Raw genomic sequence first — 17646 nt, forward strand, 5'->3', positions numbered from 1 at the left:
AACCGGTTAAGGCCCATCCTGCTCACTATTGCTGGATTTCCGCTAATTCCTCGACCCTTGTCGGCATCCAGCCTTCGCCATCAACCCACTTGATATATACATTATATTTCTGCTGTTTATCCTTGGATGCAACTGTAGCAAAGGATGCATTAGCCGTGGTTTTATCCCGGCCGAGCCAGTAAACAGTCATATTGCCAGAATCCAGCCCAGTTGCATAGGAGACGGCCTTCAGCATTTCCTGCCAATCAACTGAAGATTGATCGTAGACAGCTGTATGTTCTCCTGTTTGCGTTGTACCTACTGGCTTCCAAGCTGGATTTTCAATGGTTTTTACCACATTAGGCGAAGTCCCTCCATCAGTAATAACAGCCTGTGAATCATCAGCATTTTCTGGTGCTGTGGCTTCCTCGCTTTGTTTTTCATCTTCCTCTTTGGCTGCTTTATCTTCTGAAGGCTTTTCCTTTTTCTTGGTCTCTTCAGCTTTTTTCTCTTTAGGTGCCGCCTGTTTTTGTTCTTGTTTCGGCGTTTCCTGTTTAGTCACAGCTTTCTCGTCACTTCCAGATGCAAAAATATTATAAGCTACCAAAATTATTAAGGCCAGGACAATGATAATTAAACTATTTAAGACAATATTCGTTTTTTTTCTTTTGGCACGGTAAGTAGACCGTGAATTTTGCTTGAAATCATTATTCAAAAATAATCCCTCCTAAAAAGCTAGGCTGTGAATATTTTAACATGATTTCAAAACAACTTGAAGGAATTTCCTCGATTTAGAAGTGAATTAAACCCATTATTCCTGCTCGGACAGCATTTTCACCATATCGGCAAATAATAAATTTACCCCTCCTTCATTTTCTGTCACATCCAAATTAACGGTTACTAGTGCATATTTTGGATTCTGATAGGGAAAATAGCCTGCAAACCACTTATTATGCAGCTGCTTGCCATCCTCATATTTACCAGTTTCAGCTGTACCGGATTTTCCCGCCACCTCATATGGGAGTTCCTTAAACCAGCGGCCCGTCCCATTTGGGTTCAATACGACCTCACTCAGTAATTTTTGTAGTTTCATCGCCGTATATGGGGAAATGGAATCTCCTTTAAGCGGCTGTTCAGGGAAATTAACCATCGTAGTTCCGTTTTTATACTCTATTTTTGAAACGGCGCGGACCGATTCTTTCTTGCCGCCCCTAGCGATGCTCGCCATCATATTGGCAACAGCCAGTGGAGTTGCCCTGACCTCATTCTGGCCAATTCCGGACATTGCGGCAAAGTTCGGATCCTTTCTAGCCTCATCGGACAGAAAGACCCTGCCCTTGTCTTCATTATCAAACTGTTTGAAAGCACTTGTATGATAAACGTCTCCCTGCCAACCGACAGAACCCGTTAAAGACAATTTCTCTGCATACACTTCCAAAAGATTTGGGTCGATCTTTTGCAGCTCCTTCGCCAGTTCACCAAAGGTGCGATTACAGCTTCTGGCAAAACTATCCGTAAAATTTAACATGCCGTAATCATATTTTAATTCCGGTTTGCCATTGATTTTTTTACTGCAGTCAAACAGTCTGTTTGGATCATCAAGATTATGGTCAATTGCGGCCGCCGCAACAACTGTTTTAAAAACAGAACCCATGATTTGCTGCTTCAGCATTCTATTAGTAATGCCTGTCCCGCTGTAAGGATCCTTTTTATTGACGTCAGGCCTTGAAACCATAGCCAGTACACTGTTATCCTCGATGTTCAGCAGAACCAGTCCACCTTTTTTAATTTGATACTTATCAACCAGCTCCTCGGCTTTTTGCTGAATTGTTTTATCAATGGTTGTCCGAACATTGACAGGATAAAATGGATTAGCCGGGTCAACATATTTTACGTTTATGCCAAATAAAGGCGCCCCTCCCCCGTCTACGTGGTAGACAAGCTTCGATTTCCCTTCAGGAAGCAGGAATTCATCAAAGCTTTCCTCAAGCCCAGAAACACCTATTAAGGTTTTCTCGGACAGCTCTTTATTAGGATAGCGCTTTTGCAATTCGGCTGCATTTTCTCCTGTCAGTCCAAGCAATTGTTCTGCCGGCACATTGGCCCGTTCAAATTTCTTCTCTATCGCAAATACGCCAGGTATGTTTAACGCATTGATTCTTTCCATCTGTGAAGGTGTCAATTCAATTGGGGCCGGGTCACCATAGGCAAATGGCTTTTTCGCTGAATCCACCGCATTTTTCAGAGCAACTTCCGATATGCCTGAGATGTCGGACACCTTTTTACTATCCCAGTCCAACTTTTTTAGGAATGGGAATAAGACAAGTACACTGACTTTTTTATGTGTCAGCATGGTGCCGTTTCGGTCCAGAAAGTTCCCCCTCCCATTATCAATCACCAGTTCCTGTGTCCTCTGCTGGACGCTGTCTTCAAGCAAATTCACATTATGCTTGGAAAAGGTCTCCGTCTCAAACAATTGAATTTGCATAAGACGCCCCATTAAAAGCATAAAGCAAACGATACAAATTATAAGCCAGCCTTTTGCTCTTCTTCTCCACATAAAAAACACCTCGTCAAAAGTTTTGACGAGGTTTAGCGTTTTCAAACTATTCAGGCTGATTTTTCCTTATTTTATACTAACAATGCGGACACTCATCTCGCCGCCAGGGGTTTGGACAGATACTTGGTCCCCTACCTTTTTGCCCATTAAGCTCCTGGCAATTGGAGAGTCGTTGGAAATTTTCCCTTCGAACGGATCTGCCTCTGCACTACCGACAATCGTATAGGTTTCTTCATCGCCGTCCGGAAGCTCAACAAATGTTACTGAGCTGCCTAGAGACACAGTATCCCCTGCCAATTCACCTTCACTGATAATCTTGGCATTGCGGATCATATTTTCTAACGTAGTGATTCTGCCTTCAACAAAAGCTTGCTCTTCTTTAGCAGAATCGTACTCGGAGTTTTCAGATAAATCCCCAAAACTTCTGGCGATTTTAATTCTTTCTACTACCTCTTTACGCTTAACCGTTTTTAAATATTCAAGTTCCTGTTCTAATTTTTCTTTTCCTGCCTGAGTCATTGGAAAAACTTTTTCTGCAGCCAAAACCCTCACTCCTTCTGGTCTCACAACCCCATAGATTGTGTATGTATGATATGTAAGCATTATGCCAATTGGCAAAAAATTGATAGCAGCGCGTCCTATTATAGGGCGCGCAGCTAATATTCATCCATTTTGTGGACATTTTTAGGATTATCACTTGCTATTGTTTCATAAAAATGACTTTTGTTCAAGAATTGTTTGAATTTTTGTGACCATTAAATCAATCGCCACATGATTATGCCCGCCCTCAGGAATAATGATATCTGCATAGCGCTTGGTCGGCTCAATAAATTGGTTATGCATCGGGCGGACAACATTGACATATTGGTCTATAACCGAATCAAGTGTACGCCCGCGTTCCTGAATATCGCGCTGGAGGCGGCGGATAATACGAATATCCGCATCGGTATCGACGAATAATTTAATATCCATTAAATCACGGAGCCGCTCGTCCTCAAGAACCAAAATTCCCTCTAAGATGATAACATCCTTCGGCTCTACATCAATCACCTGGTCAGAGCGTGTATGAATGGAATAATCATATACCGGCTTTTCAATCGGCTCATACCTCAAGAGCTGTTCGATATGCTCGATAAGTAAATCCGTATCAAAGGCAAGCGGATGATCATAATTCGTTTTTAACCGCTCCTCAAACGGCAGATGGCTTTGGTCTTTATAATAATAATCCTGTTCAAGCATTAAAATCGAGTGACCCTTAAAGCTTTCATATATCGCTTTTGACACACTCGTTTTACCGGAGCCTGACCCTCCGGCAACACCGATCACAACCGGCCTATGCATCATGCTAGTTCTCCTTTCGCATCATGTTGTTAAGATAAACCGGTTTGTCCATTTTAAATCGTACAATTTGAAGCGGATGTCTTGCCGCATCCAATTCATTTCCTTTTTCATCCCAAACCTTATCGATTACATGGGTAAAGTTCTCAATTTCTGGTCCAAAGAATTCAACTTCATCACCAGGTTTGAAGTGATTACGCTGCTGCAGGGTAACCATTTGCGTTTCATTGTCATAATCCAAGACAAGACCGACAAATTCAAAACTAGTCTTTTTGCTATGATTACCAAACATTTGCTCTTTATACCCGGGAACACCCTCGAAAAAGGCCGTAGCCGTTTCACGGTTGGCACATTTATCAAGCTCTTCAAGCCATTCCTTCTTAATCACAAAATTATCAGGATCCGCACAGTACGCATCAATCACTTTTCGGTAGACACTTACGACAGTGGCAATATAGTGAATGGACTTCATCCGTCCTTCAATTTTCAAGCTGTCGATGCCCAGCTCAATCATTTTCGGAATGGACTGAATAAGGTTTAAATCCTTCGGACTCATCGCGAATGGAGAATCACCCTCAACAAATAAGGCATTTTCATCCATGCCCTCTAACTGATACAAGTCATAATCCCAGCGGCATGATTGACAGCAGCCGCCGCGGTTAGAATCGCGGGCTGTCATGTGATTAGAGAGAGTACAACGGCCGGAATAAGCGATACACATCGCTCCATGGATGAAGGTCTCAATTTCAATATCCACCTTCTCCTTCATTTCACGGATTTCTTCCGCACTTGTTTCCCGGGCCAACACGACACGCTCAAGCCCCTCTTCCTGCCAGAATTGAATGGCTTTCCAGTTAGAAAGAGATTGCTGTGTGCTTAAATGAACTTCAATTTCAGGTGCAAGCCTGCGGCAGGTTTCAATAATCAGCGGGTCTGCCACGATAATTCCCGCAATTCCCGCGTCTTTTAGTCCTAGAATATATTCTTCCAGACCGGGAATATTTTCATTATGAGCATAAATATTAGTGGTTACATAAATTTTAGCCCCGTACTTTTTCGCAAACTCTACGCCTTCTTTGATTTCTTCTTGAGAGAAATTGTCGGCATTGGAGCGCAGTCCGTATTCCTGTCCGCCGATAAATACGGCATCAGCACCATAATGAACAGCAATTTTTAATTTTTCAAGATTGCCTGCAGGAGCTAGGAGTTCCGGCTTTTTGACAATGACGCGTTTTCCATCAATAATCTCTGAAATCTTATCTTTTACAGTACTCATGATTTGAACTCCTCCCTTTCTGAATTAGTAAACTGTCTCTTTAAAATAGAATCCTGTATCTAATGGGCGGTTAGCCGGCTGGATTTGTTCAATCGCCTCTAACAGCTCGTCCTTTTTGTCCTCATAATTGTCCGAGTCTTCAAAATAAAGGTCAATGGCTTCGCGGTATAATTTTGTAACAGCTAAAATATATTCCGGACTCTTTAAGATTCCATCAATTTTAAACGAATCAACTCCGGCCTCAAGCATATCCTGCAGCTCATCGATAATGCAGATATCATTTGGGCTCATAATATGAGTTCCATTTTCATCTTCAAAAATCGGGTATTTGTTCTCGCGTTCATTATCGTGGAGGAACATATTCTTTTGCTGTTTGCGGTTTTCGATTTCCATGACTTTGCCTTGGTACTCAAAATAGTTGCCTAAGAGCGAACGCTTCGATTGAAACATGCAGCTCATTCCATGAACGAGAACTTCAATTTCAACCTCTGCTTGTTCCTTTATTTCCACGATTGAATCCATGTTAATTTCGCGGGCAAGGACTGCTCTTTTCGCTCCTTTTCTGCCCCAATAGTTACAGGTATACCAGTTGGTACCAGTTGTCTCGGTGCTCCAATGCAGCTTCATTTCCGGAGCTGTTTCTTTTGCAGCCATTAATACAGCCGGATCGCCAAATATAATAGCATCAGCCTTTGCATCAGATACAAAGCGAATATAATCGTTCAGCTCTGGAAGTTTATCATTATGAAAAATGGCATTCATAGCCACATATACTTTTTTTCCTTTTGAGTGAGCCAGTTCAATAGCTTTTTGCACGTCACTTCGAGTAAATTCCCCTGCAAGTCTCAAGCCGTACCGCTGCTCCCCAACAACAAAGGCATCAGCCCCTGCCTCTGCCAATGGCAAAATGTCATCAACAGAAATGGGAGTTACCAATAGTTCTGTCTTTTTCATTTTCATTCACCTCTTCGTTTACTGATTGCGACCCCATCACCGACTGGGAGAATAACCGTATCAAAATCCTTATGATTCATTAACCAGCGGTTAAATTCGTCTATTTTTTTGACAAGGTTCCGCGTCCTTTTAGATTCTATTTCCGATTCTGCAACAAGTCCTTTAAACAAGACATTATCCGTAATAATCAAACCGTCTGCTTTTAAATATTTTGAGTAAATTTCAAAGAATTTTTGATATTGCCCCTTAGCCGCATCAATAAAAATAGCATCGTAGGGAGCATGGCCTCTTACACGCTCTTCAACATCCAGCGCATCTCCTTCGATGAGAAATATATTTTCATGGTAATCGGACCTAGCAATAAATTCTTTTGCTAATTGAATGCGTTCTTCATCCCGCTCAATCGTGATAATATTCGAATCCGGAAGTGCAAAAGCCATTCTCAATGCAGAGTAGCCAATGGCGGTGCCCACTTCAAGGATATTTTTGGCACCATGGATTCTTAGCATTTGAATCATCGCTTCCATTCCGGCCAGCTCCATGATTGGAACATGATGCTCGTTGGCATAACTCTCCATTTCCATTAACAAAGAATGACGCTCCGGAATTAGACCTTCTATATAAGAATGCAGCTTTTCATTTAACAAGCTGCTTCACCTCAATCCTTTTAAACTGCATTGTTGCCAAAATATAGCTCTTTAGACATAAAAAATAGCGTTCACAGAAAAACAACGAACCGAGCGATATTCATTCGGACCATTGACACTGGCAGTAAACCGCCAAAATAACCTGTGAGTGACGCTATAGATACCTTATGAAACACTTTAGTATTCTACCATAAAAAAAGAGGGAATGCGAATAATTCCCTCGGGTGACGTACTATTTTTTACTGGAAATATGCTTGGCTTTTTCCTGATTGTGTTCTTCTAGCGTTTTAGTGAAAATAACCGTGCCGTCCGCGGTTGCCAGGAAATAATAATAATCCGTTTGTTCCGGTTCTAACGCAGCTTCGATGGAAGATTTTCCTGCATTAGCAATCGGGCCTGGTGGAAGTCCGGGATTTTTATACGTATTGTAAGGAGAATTGACTTCCAAATCCTTATAGACCACTCTTTCCTTATGCTTACCTTGGGCATATAGAACGGTTGGATCCGTCTGCAGCGGCATCCCCTTTTCCATCCGATTATAAAAGACGCTGGAAATCTTTTTTCGGTCAGCTTTCTCCGTGGCCTCTTCCTCGACCAAGGATGCCATTGTAAGGAGCTGATGAACGGACAGCTTTTTATCTTTCGCCTCATCTGTGTAGTCAGCTAGAACTTCTCTCGTTTTATCAAGCATGGCTGTAACCATTTCCTCAACAGATGGATTCGGTTTAAAGAATGGATAGGTGGCTGGATATAAATACCCCTCTAGCGGGTACATGATTGAAGGGTTCAAGATTTCATTCGTTAGAATATCAGGGTATTTTGCCATTAATGTTTTTATAAATTCTTTATCATTCAATTTGGCAAGTACCTGGGCTTCATCCTGATTTGTTGCCTTCGCCATAATGGCGGCAATTTCCTTCAGCTGTTTTCCTTCTGGTATTGCAATTTTAAACGATGCCTTGGCAAGGACCTTGCCTGTTTTCAAGCGGCTGACAATTTCAGGAACATCCATGGAAGGACTTAATTGATAGTCCCCCGCCATAAAGCCGCCTTCATTTTTGAGCTTTACATAATATTTGAATACCTTGGCATCCTTAATGATCCCGTTTTGCTCAAGCCTTTCACCTATCCCAGTTACTGAGGAGCCAATCGGAATTTCCACATTTTTCTGCACTTTGCTGCTAGAATCTACGGGTTTAAGTGCTGATTGTATATAGAGGTATCCCCCGCCGCCAATGAGGACGATGGTGACCGCCAATATAATCGTAATAATTAACACAATTCTTCTGACGATTCGTGCTTCACTCTGATGTTCGAGCATTTTTTGCTGAATTACATGTTTCTTGTCTTCTGTCATCTAATTTCCCCCCTCCCTGTTAGCTCGGGTGCTTTATTTATTCTTTAATAAACTTGAACCATGTCGTAATAATTTCAGCATAAGGTAGGAAAAATGTCAATTTTACATTTAATTTGTCGACGGAAATTTGACGATAAAAAAATAAAGGAACCAGCTTTGTCAGCTGATTCCTCCTGAGTGTTATTCCTCTTCTTCTTCATCTTGGATGAAGGTATTGTATACTTCTTCAATGATGTCCCATTCTTCATCGGTTGTGACAGGTGATAATTCTCCAATTTCGCCTTCTTCAGTAGGGATGTAGGAATAGGCGTGGACAACGACTTCCTCATCATCCTCTGCCTCACCAACCGGATAACATAAAACGTATGACTTTTCGAATTCATCAGATTCAAAGGTAAACAGAATTTCAAATAACTCCTCGTCACCGTTTTCATTGATCAGGGTAATATATTGTTCATCATCATAATGGTGTTCGTGCGCCATTTTTTCACCTCATTATTTTTTACTATCCAAATAGCCTTGAAGAATCATGGCGGCCGCCATTTTATCTATGACTTTCTTCCGCTTTTTCCTGCTGACATCTGCTTCAAGCAGGATTCGTTCTGCTGCCATAGTGGTCAGCCGCTCGTCCCATAAAACGGTTTGAACGGCAAACCGGCGTTCCAGTTCTTCCGCATAATACTGACTTGCCTCTCCTCGCGGTCCGATTGTACCGTTCATATTCTTTGGCAAGCCTACTACTACAGTATTAATTTGATTTTCGTTGATTAATTGGCCAATTTCCTCAAAACCGAACTGTTTTTTTTCTTCATCAATTTTGAGTGTTTTCAGGCCTTGCGCTGTCCACCCAAGTTCATCACTTAAGGCGATTCCAACTGTCTTTGAACCTACATCTAAACCCATTAAACGCATTGATTAACCCTCTCGCTGCTGTTTTAAATACGATTTTACCAGTTCTTCAATGATTTCATCCCGTTCCAGCTTACGGATGATATTGCGGGCATCGCGATGACGCGGAATGTAGGCTGGGTCTCCAGATAATAGGTAACCGACAATTTGATTAATAGGGTTATACCCTTTTTCCTTTAATGCCTCATACACTTGAAAAAGAACATCATTGACATCATGTTCAAAAGGCTCTTCAGGAAAATTAAATCTCATTGTTTTATCAAATGAGCTCATGAACGTGCACCTCGAATTGGAATTGTTACCTACATTTTACACTACTTTGTCCTTATTACAAAACAGATTTTACCCATTCTTCGACAAAGGATAGCGCTGAATCCAGTTTTTCAGGGTCCTTGCCGCCTGCCTGAGCCATATCCGGGCGGCCGCCGCCGCCGCCGCCGCACTTGGCAGACACTTCTTTAATTAACTTGCCGGCATGGTAACCTTGTTCAATTAAATCCTTTGTAACGGCTGCAATTAAATTCACCTTGCCATCTTGGGCGCTTCCCAATACAATCACTGCAGAACCGAGCTTTTGTTTCAAATCGTCAGCCATGTTTCGCAAGTTGTTCATATCCTGCGCTTGAACTTTTGCGGCTAAGACAGTAACTCCATTGATTTCTTTTGCTTTGTTGACCAGATTTCCTGCCTCAATATTGCCAAGCTTAGCAGAGAGCGATTCATTTTCTCTTTGAAGGTGTTTGATTTCAGCCAGTAAACCATCAATTCGATGCCCCACTTCTTTTGGAATAACCTTCAATTTCTCCGCAGCATCCTTTAACATGCCAACCTGCTCATTTAAAGCTTTGTAAGCTGATTCGCCGGTAACAGCCTCAATGCGCCTTGTGCCGGCACCAATTCCACCCTCAGAGACGATTTTAAACACGCCGATAACAGATGTGTTTGGAACGTGGCAGCCACCGCACAGCTCCAGACTGTAGTCGCCAACCTTGACGACGCGAACGATGTCGCCGTATTTTTCACCGAACAGGGCCATTGCTCCCATTGCTTTTGCTTCAGCAATTGGCTTCTGGCTAATATCCACTTCGATGCTGCTCCAGATTTTTTCGTTGACAATCTTTTCGATTTGCTCCAGTTCTTCTGGTTTAATTTGACCAAAATGCGAGAAGTCAAAGCGTAGACGATCCGGTTCGACAAGTGACCCTGCCTGATTCACATGCTCCCCTAATACATCCTTTAACGCACGATGCAATAAGTGGGTAGCTGTATGGTTCTTAATGATTTTCACACGGTTTTCCGGATCCACCTGGGCAGTTAACTGCTGGTTTGACTTTATTGTTCCGCTTTGCACTGTAACTTTATGAAGGTTCTGGCCGTTTGGCGCTTTTTGAACGTCTTTAACTGAAACTATTGTCCCATCGCCTTGAATGACACCGCGGTCAGCAATCTGTCCACCGCTTTCCGCATAGAACGGAGTAACATCAAGAATAAGCTGAACTTCTTCACCGCTTGAAGCCTCATCCACCAGTTCGCCATTTTTAATAATCGCTAAAACTGTGGAGTTTGTGGTCAGTTCATTATACCCAACAAACTTACTTTCAACGGTAATATCTCTTAATACGCCGCCTTGAACCTGCATCGAATTTTCATCGTGACGGGCCGCACGGGCACGTTCCCGCTGGACTTCCATTTCTGCCTCAAAGCCATCGTGGTCAACCTTCATGCCTTCTTCTTCGGCATATTCTTCAGTCAATTCAACTGGGAAACCATACGTATCATAAAGACGGAAAACATCTTCACCAGAGATGATGTCGCTGCCTTTTTCCTTTTCCTTCTTAATAACGCTTGCTAAAATCGCTAAGCCTTCATGAAGGGTTTCATGGAAGCGTTCTTCTTCCGTTTTGATGACTTTCTGAATGAATTCAGCCTTATCCTTTACTTCCGGATAGAAATCATGCATGATTTCACCTACAACCGAAACAAGCTCATACATAAATGGACGATTGATGTTGATTTGCTTAGCGTACCGGACAGCACGGCGGAGCAAGCGTCTTAGCACATAGCCGCGGCCTTCATTTGATGGCAGCGCTCCGTCACCAATCGCAAAGGCTACGGTTCGGATATGGTCAGCAATCACTTTGAAAGCTTCATCCTGCCCCTTCTCGACACCATATTTTACGCCGGAGATTTCTTCAGTCGCCCGAATAATCGGCATAAACAGGTCTGTGTCAAAGTTAGTCGGAACATTTTGCACGACTGATGCCATCCGCTCTAGTCCCATACCGGTATCAATGTTTTTCTTTGGCAGCGGTGTATATGTACCGTCAGGATTATGGTTAAATTGAGAGAACACAAGGTTCCAAACCTCTAAGTAGCGTTCGTTTTCCCCGCCAGGATACAATTCTGGATCGTTAATGTCATTGCCATACTCAGGTCCGCGGTCATAGAAAATTTCCGTATTTGGACCACTTGGGCCTTCGCCGATATCCCAGAAGTTCCCTTCAAGACGGATAATCCGCTCCTCTGGAATGCCGATCTTGTTATGCCAAATTTCATAGGCTTCATGATCTTCAGGATGAATCGTCACAGAAAGAAGTTCTTTTTCAAAACCAATCCATTTTTCGTCCGTTAAAAACTCCCAAGCCCACTCAATGGCTTCCTCCTTGAAATACTCACCGATAGAGAAGTTCCCAAGCATTTCAAAGAAAGTATGGTGACGGGCGGTTTTGCCGACGTTTTCAATATCATTAGTCCGAATCGATTTTTGAGCATTTGTGATTCTTGGATTTTCAGGCACGACACGGCCATCAAAATATTTTTTTAAGGTTGCGACACCGCTGTTAATCCACAACAATGACGGATCATCATGGGGAACTAGAGATGCGCTTGGCTCAACATGGTGACCTTTTTCCTCATTAAAAAATTGTAAAAACATCGAGCGAATTTGCGATCCAGTTAAATTTTTCATATTTTATACCTCCTTTATTTTAAAAAAGCACACAAAAAAGCCCTCATCCCAAAACAGGGACGAGAGCATATCTCGCGGTACCACCCTGATTATGGATACAAAAACTGCACCCATCTCTCAAAAGCCTTTAACGCAGGTCTTACGGCAGTGGTTAGCTGCACTCCGGATTAGCGTTCTGTTATCCTTCATCCAGAACCCCTTTCAGCCAAGGGGGCCCCTCTCTTCAGCGCATGATGCGTTACAGATGGTCTATAACATACTTGTTCCTTCTTCATTTTAACCAATATTATCTATGACGAATTATAGCTAGTACTGACTTAGTTTGTCAAATACCTATGGAGATGTTTCATTACTTCGGGCAGCGATAAAGTGATTTTTTGCATGAATGATGCCAACCTTTAGAATCGCTACCACCGGAACCGCTAAAATCAACCCTAAGATCCCGCCAATCTCACCGCCTGCTGTCAGTGCCGCCATGATGACTAAGGGATGCATATGTAGGCTTTTACCCACAATATAGGGCGATAGGATATTACCTTCGAGAAACTGCAATCCAAATACAATAATCAGCGTGATAATAACCAATTTCACCGAGATCGTTGCTGCCACAATTACCGCTGGAACAGCACCGATGATGGGGCCAAAATAGGGGATGACATTTGTCGCTCCTACAATCATTCCTAACAATAAGGGATACTTTAAATCAAACACCCAGAAAAGAAGAGACGAGACTGTTCCGATAATGACACAAACAAGCAGCTGGCCCCTAATGTATCTGCCAAGTGAATCGTCAACATCCTTTAGAAACAGGGTTCCTCTTTTCCGCCATTTTTTAGGTGTCATATACCAAACACTTCGTTTAATTAGGGCAAAATCCTTCAGCATATAGAAGGTGATAAAAGGGATAATCAGCAAAAGTGCTGCTGAATTTAACAATTGACCTAAATAGCCAACAATAATAGATAAAAGAGAATCAAGTCTTTTCTCAAAGGCATCAATGCCGTCATTGATTCTCGTTTGCAGTCCGTCAGGCCATTCTCTTGTATGGGATTGGAGAGTACGAATCCAATCTCGATACTGCTCAGCGTAAACAGGTGCACTTTCCGAAAGGTCTTTTATTTGATCTATGACTGCTGGAATCCCCTTATAAAGGGTAAACCCAAGTCCACCAAAAAATATGACATAAATGAGCAGAATGGCAATGCCACGATGAAGTCCTTTTTCATGCAGTTTTTCAACTATCGGATGCAGCAAATAGGTGATAAATCCAGAAATGACAAACGGAAGTGCAATAATGATGGCCACTTTTACAACCGGCAACCAGACAAAACGTATTTTAAGAAATACGTAAATGACAATTAATAAAAGGAGAGAAAAACCGATTCGGTAATACCATTTCATACGAATATCCAACGCCCGTGCCCTCCTTTAGTGGTTATTTTTGGAGACTCGGTAAATAAATATTCATTAAAAATCCCCCTCTTCATGTGAGGGGGACCTAACCATTTAAAATATCGCTCGTTTTACTTTTCTCTGCATTCTTTTCATTTGCCGGCCTGACATCAAATTATTTCTTTGCGCCAAATTATAAGCAGCCATCCCGGCACCAAAAGCAACCATGGTCGTCATCATTTTGTTCATACGTTTCACCTCTTATTTGGATTTAGAGTGTGTAACGACGTAATTCTTCTTCAAACAAATCGTCTAATGAACTTAAGGTTCCGTCTTCCTCGACTTGATGGGTATTGATAATTCCTTTAGCAACAGACAATTCAATAAAACAGTTCCAGCAATAGTATTGATTGATACCGATTTTTCCGATATCCTTGCTCGCACAATTGGGACACTTAAGCATGGAAAAGACACCTCACGTTTGATTAACGTCAACGATAATGGCATCTTTTCCAACCGTTAAGGGTTTCTCGGACTGAATTACCTGTTTCCCATCAGTGATATCTGAAAAGAAGCCATCCGTGATTTCGTACCCTACGATTGTTCCCACTTCTTCCTGAAAGTATACATCTTTTAACAATCCGAGCGACTGGCCGCTATTGGAAAGCATCATCATCCCTTCAAGTGAATGCTGATGGTTCAATGTAAACTCAGGAGTTTCTTTCAGCTTTTCTAAGCTGCCAGCATCCTCAATCATGACCCCATCCCAGCCAAAGGAAGAAACCTTCTGAATGTCCAAGAAACAGGATTGTTTGAAGAAAACGCCTTTTTTAATCAATAGGCCTTTGACGGTTCCGTTTTTTGAAATGCAAAGATCGCAAACCTCGCCGATTTTCGTTCCTCTTTTCGTTTCAAAAACCGGCTGCCCCTTCAATAAGGAAAATGTTCGCAAAGAGTATCCCACCTCCTTCGAACAATCTTAGTTTCCGTTATCTTTCATCAATTCATAAGGTGAAACGTTTTCCATAAAGAGCTGTTTGGAATAAGAAAGGTTGTTTAACAAACAATGTAGAAAAGAGGTTAAAGCAGAGGTCGAAGAAATGAAAAAAAATCTAATCTTTTTTAGTTTCATTTTTATCATGATGATTACTATTTTCCCTTCCCGTGCGCTTGGGGCGGCTACACATGGACAATATATTTTGATGACTAGAGAGGAATTTAAGGATTGGTTATTTCAAAATAAATTTACCAGAAATATAAACCTCATCCAGCAGCATCATACCTGGCTTCCGTCCTACAAGCAGTTTTATGGGAATAATCATTTTAAAATGCTCGAGAGCATGGAAAATTTCCATGTGAAGCAAAGAGGCTGGAAGAATATCGCGCAAAACTTAACAACGTTTCCTGATGGAAAGGTTGCAGTGTCCAGACCGTTTGACGTTGCCCCGGAAGGCTCGATTGGCCCGATCGCTAACACAACCGGAATCATGATTGAAAATGTCGGAAACTTCGATATCGGCCATGATGTGATGACAGCTGAGCAAAAAGAAACGATTGTTTACATCACGGCTGCACTTTCCTTAAGATTCGGACTGACTCCCTCCATTGACAGTATTACCTATCATCATTGGTGGAATGTAAAAACGGGTGAGCGAGTTCTAGACAGAGGTCCGGATTACAATGTAAAAACCTGCCCGGGAACAGGTTTTTTCGGGGGTAACTCGACTACCGACGCCATCAATAATTTTTACCCGCTTGTGTCTCGAAAAATACAGGAAATATCAAGTAAATGAATGAAAAAAGGACCCATCGGGGGTCCTTTTTCATTTAGCTGCCAGTTTTCTCCATGAAATCATATGGCGTTATATTTTCCATCCCAATCATCGGATTGACGGCCATTAATTCTTCCTCAAGAGACAATTTGCTCTGTTCTTGGTCCTTTTGAGGCTCGGCTGTTATATCGCCAATGGCAATGGTTTCCTGAAGTTTTTCACAAAGTGTGGTCAGTCTTGACATTTCATCCGCCCGCGCAACCCCCATTTGCAGTGCATCGACCTCTCCGCATAATATCAAGGATTGTTTACTTCTTGTTATCGCCGTATAAATTAAATTCCTTTGCAGCATTCTGTAATAACTTCTAGTTACAGGAAGAATGACAATCGGAAATTCACTTCCCTGTGATTTATGGACCGAGCAGCAATAGGCATGGGTAATTTGCGTCAAATCCTGCTTTGTATACTCCACTTCATTGCCTTCAAAGGAAATATAAATCATATCCTGTTTTTCGGTATTTTCCTTTGCATAGATGATGGAGATGATTTCCCCGATATCGCCATTAAACACATTATTCTCAGGCTGGTTGACTAGCTGAAGAACTTTGTCGCCAATCCGGTACTTAACATCGCCAAATTGGATTTCCTTTCTTTTGCCATCCGGGTTTGGGTTAAAGATTTCCTGCAGGAGCAAATTTAATCGGTCAATCCCGGCTGGACCCCGGTACATTGGGGCTAGGACCTGAATATCCTTTGCCGTATAACCCTTATTTTTCGCATTTAATGCGACCTTTTCGATTACTTCTGCAATTTGTGCGGTAGTACATCTGATAAAGGAACGATCGGCTTGTTTTTGGGTTATGTCAGCCGGCAAATGTCCCTTTTTGATTTCATGCGCCAGTTCAATAATAGAGGAGCCTTCCGCCTGGCGGTAGATATCCGTTAACCGTACTGTCGGGATTCGCTCCGATCTTAGTAAATCCTTTAAAACCTGACCAGGGCCGACAGACGGCAGCTGGTCTTCGTCACCAACCATAATGACTTGAATGTTTTCCGGCAACGCTTTGAAGAGTTGATTCGCGAGCCAAATATCGAGCATCGAGGTTTCATCAACAATGAGAATTTTCCCTTCAAGCGGGCTCCCGTCATCACGATCAAAGCCTTCCGTCCCGTTAAAGCCGAGCAGACGGTGTATGGTGACAGCAGGCAATCCAGTCGATTCACTCATCCGTTTGGCTGCTCTCCCGGTAGGTGCCGCAAGCAGAAACGGAAATGGTTCGTCCTTTTTTTGATAATCCTTTATTTCCAAGGAGCAGCCATGGAGCTCTCCATAAAGCTCGACAATCCCCTTGATAACGGTCGTTTTCCCTGTTCCGGGACCCCCAGTTAAGATCAGCATCGGTGACATTAACGCTGTTTGGATGGCTTCCCTTTGGGTTGGCGCATACTGGACCCCAAGCCGTTCTTCCAAATCACCTAATGCCAGCAAAAATTCCGATTCCGGGAATTGATCCTGATATTCTGTTTGCTGGAGGATTCGTTTAATGCTGGTAACGAGTCCTTTTTCCGCAAAGTATAAGGAAGGCAGGTAAACTCGTTTCTCTTCGCCAATAATTTTACCTTCCTTTTCAAGGCCGATAATTTCGTTTGAGATAGCAAGAAAATCAATGACGTCACGCTGGTTCTCTTCTAGGAGGGCTTTTACCTGCTCAAGCAGTGCTTCGGCTTGCATGTAGACATGCCCTGTCTGCATACATTCATTTTCTAATGTATAGAGGCAGCCTGCCTTAATTCGGTCAGGATGGCTGCCTGATATGCCAAGCTGGTAACCTAGCTCATCCGCCCGGCCAAAACCAATTCCCTCGACATCCTCAACCAGCTGATAAGGTTTTTTTTGGATAATCTCAAGTGTCTTTTCTTTATAAGTTTGATAAATCCGCATCGACAGCTGCGGGCCGAAACCATACTGGTTTAACGCGACCATCACCTGTTCGAGACCTTGATGTTCCATTAACGTGTCATAAAGCTGCTTTGCTTTATCAGGAGGGAGTTTCGGTATGGTATCAAGGAGGGAGGGCTGATTGAGAATTTTTGAAATCGCATCCTCACCCAAGGTTTCCACAATATTTTCCGCCGTTTTTTTACCGATTCCTTTGAACATTTCGCCGGATAAGTAAGCAATAACCCCTTGCTTCGATTGGGGCATGTCCTTGCGAAAATGGTTGACATGAAATTGTGTACCAAAGCGTGGATGCTCTTTAAATTCCCCGTAAAAAATATACGTTTCCTGCTCATGTACTCTAGGAAAATAGCCAGTAACGACGGCTTCTTTGTCATCATACTGATGATTGGTCTCATCTACCCGGATTCGAATTACGGTATAGAGGTTTTGTTCATTGTGAAAAATCGTCACAATTGGCCGGCCTTTAATAAATTTGCCCTGCTCACTGAACAAATCAAGCGATTCCTGCTTTTCAACCATAGCTGCTCCCTC

General features: G+C 42.5%; 18 protein-coding genes. 1 reads left to right on the forward strand and 17 read right to left on the reverse strand.

The annotated features are described in order from the left end of the window. Window positions 1-25: 25 nt before the first annotated feature. The 16 genes from ACFPA1_RS16175 to ACFPA1_RS16250 form a co-directional block, all read right to left on the reverse strand. Complete coding sequence (locus ACFPA1_RS16175) at window positions 26-694, reverse strand: YrrS family protein (protein ID WP_378584120.1); 669 nt, start codon at window positions 692-694, stop codon at window positions 26-28. Between the two features lie 96 nt (window positions 695-790). Beyond that, complete coding sequence (locus ACFPA1_RS16180) at window positions 791-2539, reverse strand: peptidoglycan D,D-transpeptidase FtsI family protein (RefSeq protein ID WP_378584122.1); 1749 nt, start codon at window positions 2537-2539, stop codon at window positions 791-793. Window positions 2540-2605: 66 nt separating this feature from the next. After that, on the reverse strand, window positions 2606-3082 hold the full coding sequence (gene greA, locus ACFPA1_RS16185; protein ID WP_213144774.1) for a transcription elongation factor GreA: 477 nt from the start codon (window positions 3080-3082) through the stop codon (window positions 2606-2608). 165 nt (window positions 3083-3247) lie between these two features. Further along, window positions 3248-3883 carry a uridine kinase gene (gene udk, locus ACFPA1_RS16190; RefSeq protein WP_213144773.1) on the reverse strand — a complete coding sequence of 212 codons (636 nt, stop codon included), beginning with the start codon at window positions 3881-3883 and terminating at the stop codon, window positions 3248-3250. A gap of 1 nt (window position 3884) precedes the next feature. Beyond that, on the reverse strand, window positions 3885-5153 hold the full coding sequence (locus ACFPA1_RS16195) for a peptidase U32 family protein (RefSeq protein ID WP_213144772.1): 1269 nt from the start codon (window positions 5151-5153) through the stop codon (window positions 3885-3887). Window positions 5154-5177: 24 nt separating this feature from the next. Beyond that, window positions 5178-6107, reverse strand: coding sequence for a peptidase U32 family protein (locus tag ACFPA1_RS16200; protein ID WP_213144771.1), 930 nt, complete (start codon window positions 6105-6107; stop codon window positions 5178-5180). A 2-nt stretch (window positions 6108-6109) separates the two neighbouring features. Continuing rightward, on the reverse strand, window positions 6110-6754 hold the full coding sequence (locus tag ACFPA1_RS16205; RefSeq protein ID WP_213144770.1) for an O-methyltransferase: 645 nt from the start codon (window positions 6752-6754) through the stop codon (window positions 6110-6112). A gap of 232 nt (window positions 6755-6986) precedes the next feature. After that, entirely contained in the window at window positions 6987-8111 is a 1125-nt protein-coding gene (gene mltG, locus ACFPA1_RS16210; protein WP_213144769.1) for an endolytic transglycosylase MltG, read from the reverse strand. A 180-nt stretch (window positions 8112-8291) separates the two neighbouring features. Next, on the reverse strand, window positions 8292-8594 hold the full coding sequence (locus ACFPA1_RS16215; RefSeq protein ID WP_213120080.1) for a DUF1292 domain-containing protein: 303 nt from the start codon (window positions 8592-8594) through the stop codon (window positions 8292-8294). A 12-nt stretch (window positions 8595-8606) separates the two neighbouring features. Further along, the gene (ruvX, locus tag ACFPA1_RS16220; RefSeq protein ID WP_213144768.1) at window positions 8607-9023 is read right to left on the reverse strand and encodes a Holliday junction resolvase RuvX; all 417 of its coding nucleotides are present in this window, start codon (window positions 9021-9023) and stop codon (window positions 8607-8609) included. Between the two features lie 3 nt (window positions 9024-9026). Next, window positions 9027-9293: an IreB family regulatory phosphoprotein gene (locus ACFPA1_RS16225; protein ID WP_066311816.1), complete on the reverse strand. Its 267-nt coding sequence runs from the start codon at window positions 9291-9293 to the stop codon at window positions 9027-9029. 55 nt (window positions 9294-9348) lie between these two features. Further along, entirely contained in the window at window positions 9349-11988 is a 2640-nt protein-coding gene (gene alaS, locus ACFPA1_RS16230; RefSeq protein WP_378584124.1) for an alanine--tRNA ligase, read from the reverse strand. Between the two features lie 333 nt (window positions 11989-12321). Next, window positions 12322-13401: an AI-2E family transporter gene (locus ACFPA1_RS16235; RefSeq protein WP_213144766.1), complete on the reverse strand. Its 1080-nt coding sequence runs from the start codon at window positions 13399-13401 to the stop codon at window positions 12322-12324. Window positions 13402-13494: 93 nt separating this feature from the next. Then, entirely contained in the window at window positions 13495-13629 is a 135-nt protein-coding gene (locus ACFPA1_RS16240) for a YrzQ family protein (protein ID WP_213144765.1), read from the reverse strand. A 22-nt stretch (window positions 13630-13651) separates the two neighbouring features. Then, window positions 13652-13843, reverse strand: coding sequence for a hypothetical protein (locus ACFPA1_RS16245; protein WP_213144764.1), 192 nt, complete (start codon window positions 13841-13843; stop codon window positions 13652-13654). A 12-nt stretch (window positions 13844-13855) separates the two neighbouring features. Then, window positions 13856-14332 carry a PRC-barrel domain-containing protein gene (locus ACFPA1_RS16250; RefSeq protein ID WP_213144763.1) on the reverse strand — a complete coding sequence of 159 codons (477 nt, stop codon included), beginning with the start codon at window positions 14330-14332 and terminating at the stop codon, window positions 13856-13858. A 148-nt stretch (window positions 14333-14480) separates the two neighbouring features. Here ACFPA1_RS16250 and ACFPA1_RS16255 point away from each other — a divergent pair, with 148 nt between their 5' ends. Then, a complete protein-coding gene (locus ACFPA1_RS16255) occupies window positions 14481-15173 on the forward strand; it encodes an N-acetylmuramoyl-L-alanine amidase (RefSeq protein WP_378584127.1) in 693 nt (230 codons plus the stop codon). A gap of 34 nt (window positions 15174-15207) precedes the next feature. Here ACFPA1_RS16255 and ACFPA1_RS16260 read toward each other — a convergent pair whose 3' ends face one another. Continuing rightward, entirely contained in the window at window positions 15208-17634 is a 2427-nt protein-coding gene (locus ACFPA1_RS16260; protein WP_378584129.1) for an ATP-dependent RecD-like DNA helicase, read from the reverse strand. Window positions 17635-17646: the final 12 nt, after the last annotated feature.

This window comes from Neobacillus sp. GCM10023253, assembly GCF_042653105.1.
GTDB lineage: Bacteria > Bacillota > Bacilli > Bacillales > Cytobacillaceae > Neobacillus > Neobacillus citreus.

Bases quoted from the DNA above. Each gene is read 5' to 3' on its own strand.
- ruvX (WP_213144768.1), bottom strand. From the start codon at position 9,023: ATGCGTTTAATGGGTTTAGATGTAGGTTCAAAGACAGTTGGAATCGCC.
- ACFPA1_RS16255 (WP_378584127.1), top strand. From the start codon at position 14,481: ATGAAAAAAAATCTAATCTTTTTTAGTTTCATTTTTATCATGATGATT.
- ACFPA1_RS16180 (WP_378584122.1), bottom strand. From the start codon at position 2,539: ATGTGGAGAAGAAGAGCAAAAGGCTGGCTTATAATTTGTATCGTTTGC.
- ACFPA1_RS16200 (WP_213144771.1), bottom strand. From the start codon at position 6,107: ATGAAAAAGACAGAACTATTGGTAACTCCCATTTCTGTTGATGACATT.
- udk (WP_213144773.1), bottom strand. From the start codon at position 3,883: ATGATGCATAGGCCGGTTGTGATCGGTGTTGCCGGAGGGTCAGGCTCC.
- ACFPA1_RS16225 (WP_066311816.1), bottom strand. From the start codon at position 9,293: ATGAGCTCATTTGATAAAACAATGAGATTTAATTTTCCTGAAGAGCCT.
- ACFPA1_RS16195 (WP_213144772.1), bottom strand. From the start codon at position 5,153: ATGAGTACTGTAAAAGATAAGATTTCAGAGATTATTGATGGAAAACGC.
- ACFPA1_RS16245 (WP_213144764.1), bottom strand. From the start codon at position 13,843: ATGCTTAAGTGTCCCAATTGTGCGAGCAAGGATATCGGAAAAATCGGT.
- alaS (WP_378584124.1), bottom strand. From the start codon at position 11,988: ATGAAAAATTTAACTGGATCGCAAATTCGCTCGATGTTTTTACAATTT.
- mltG (WP_213144769.1), bottom strand. From the start codon at position 8,111: ATGACAGAAGACAAGAAACATGTAATTCAGCAAAAAATGCTCGAACAT.
- ACFPA1_RS16240 (WP_213144765.1), bottom strand. From the start codon at position 13,629: ATGAACAAAATGATGACGACCATGGTTGCTTTTGGTGCCGGGATGGCT.
- ACFPA1_RS16260 (WP_378584129.1), bottom strand. From the start codon at position 17,634: ATGGTTGAAAAGCAGGAATCGCTTGATTTGTTCAGTGAGCAGGGCAAA.
- ACFPA1_RS16215 (WP_213120080.1), bottom strand. From the start codon at position 8,594: ATGGCGCACGAACACCATTATGATGATGAACAATATATTACCCTGATC.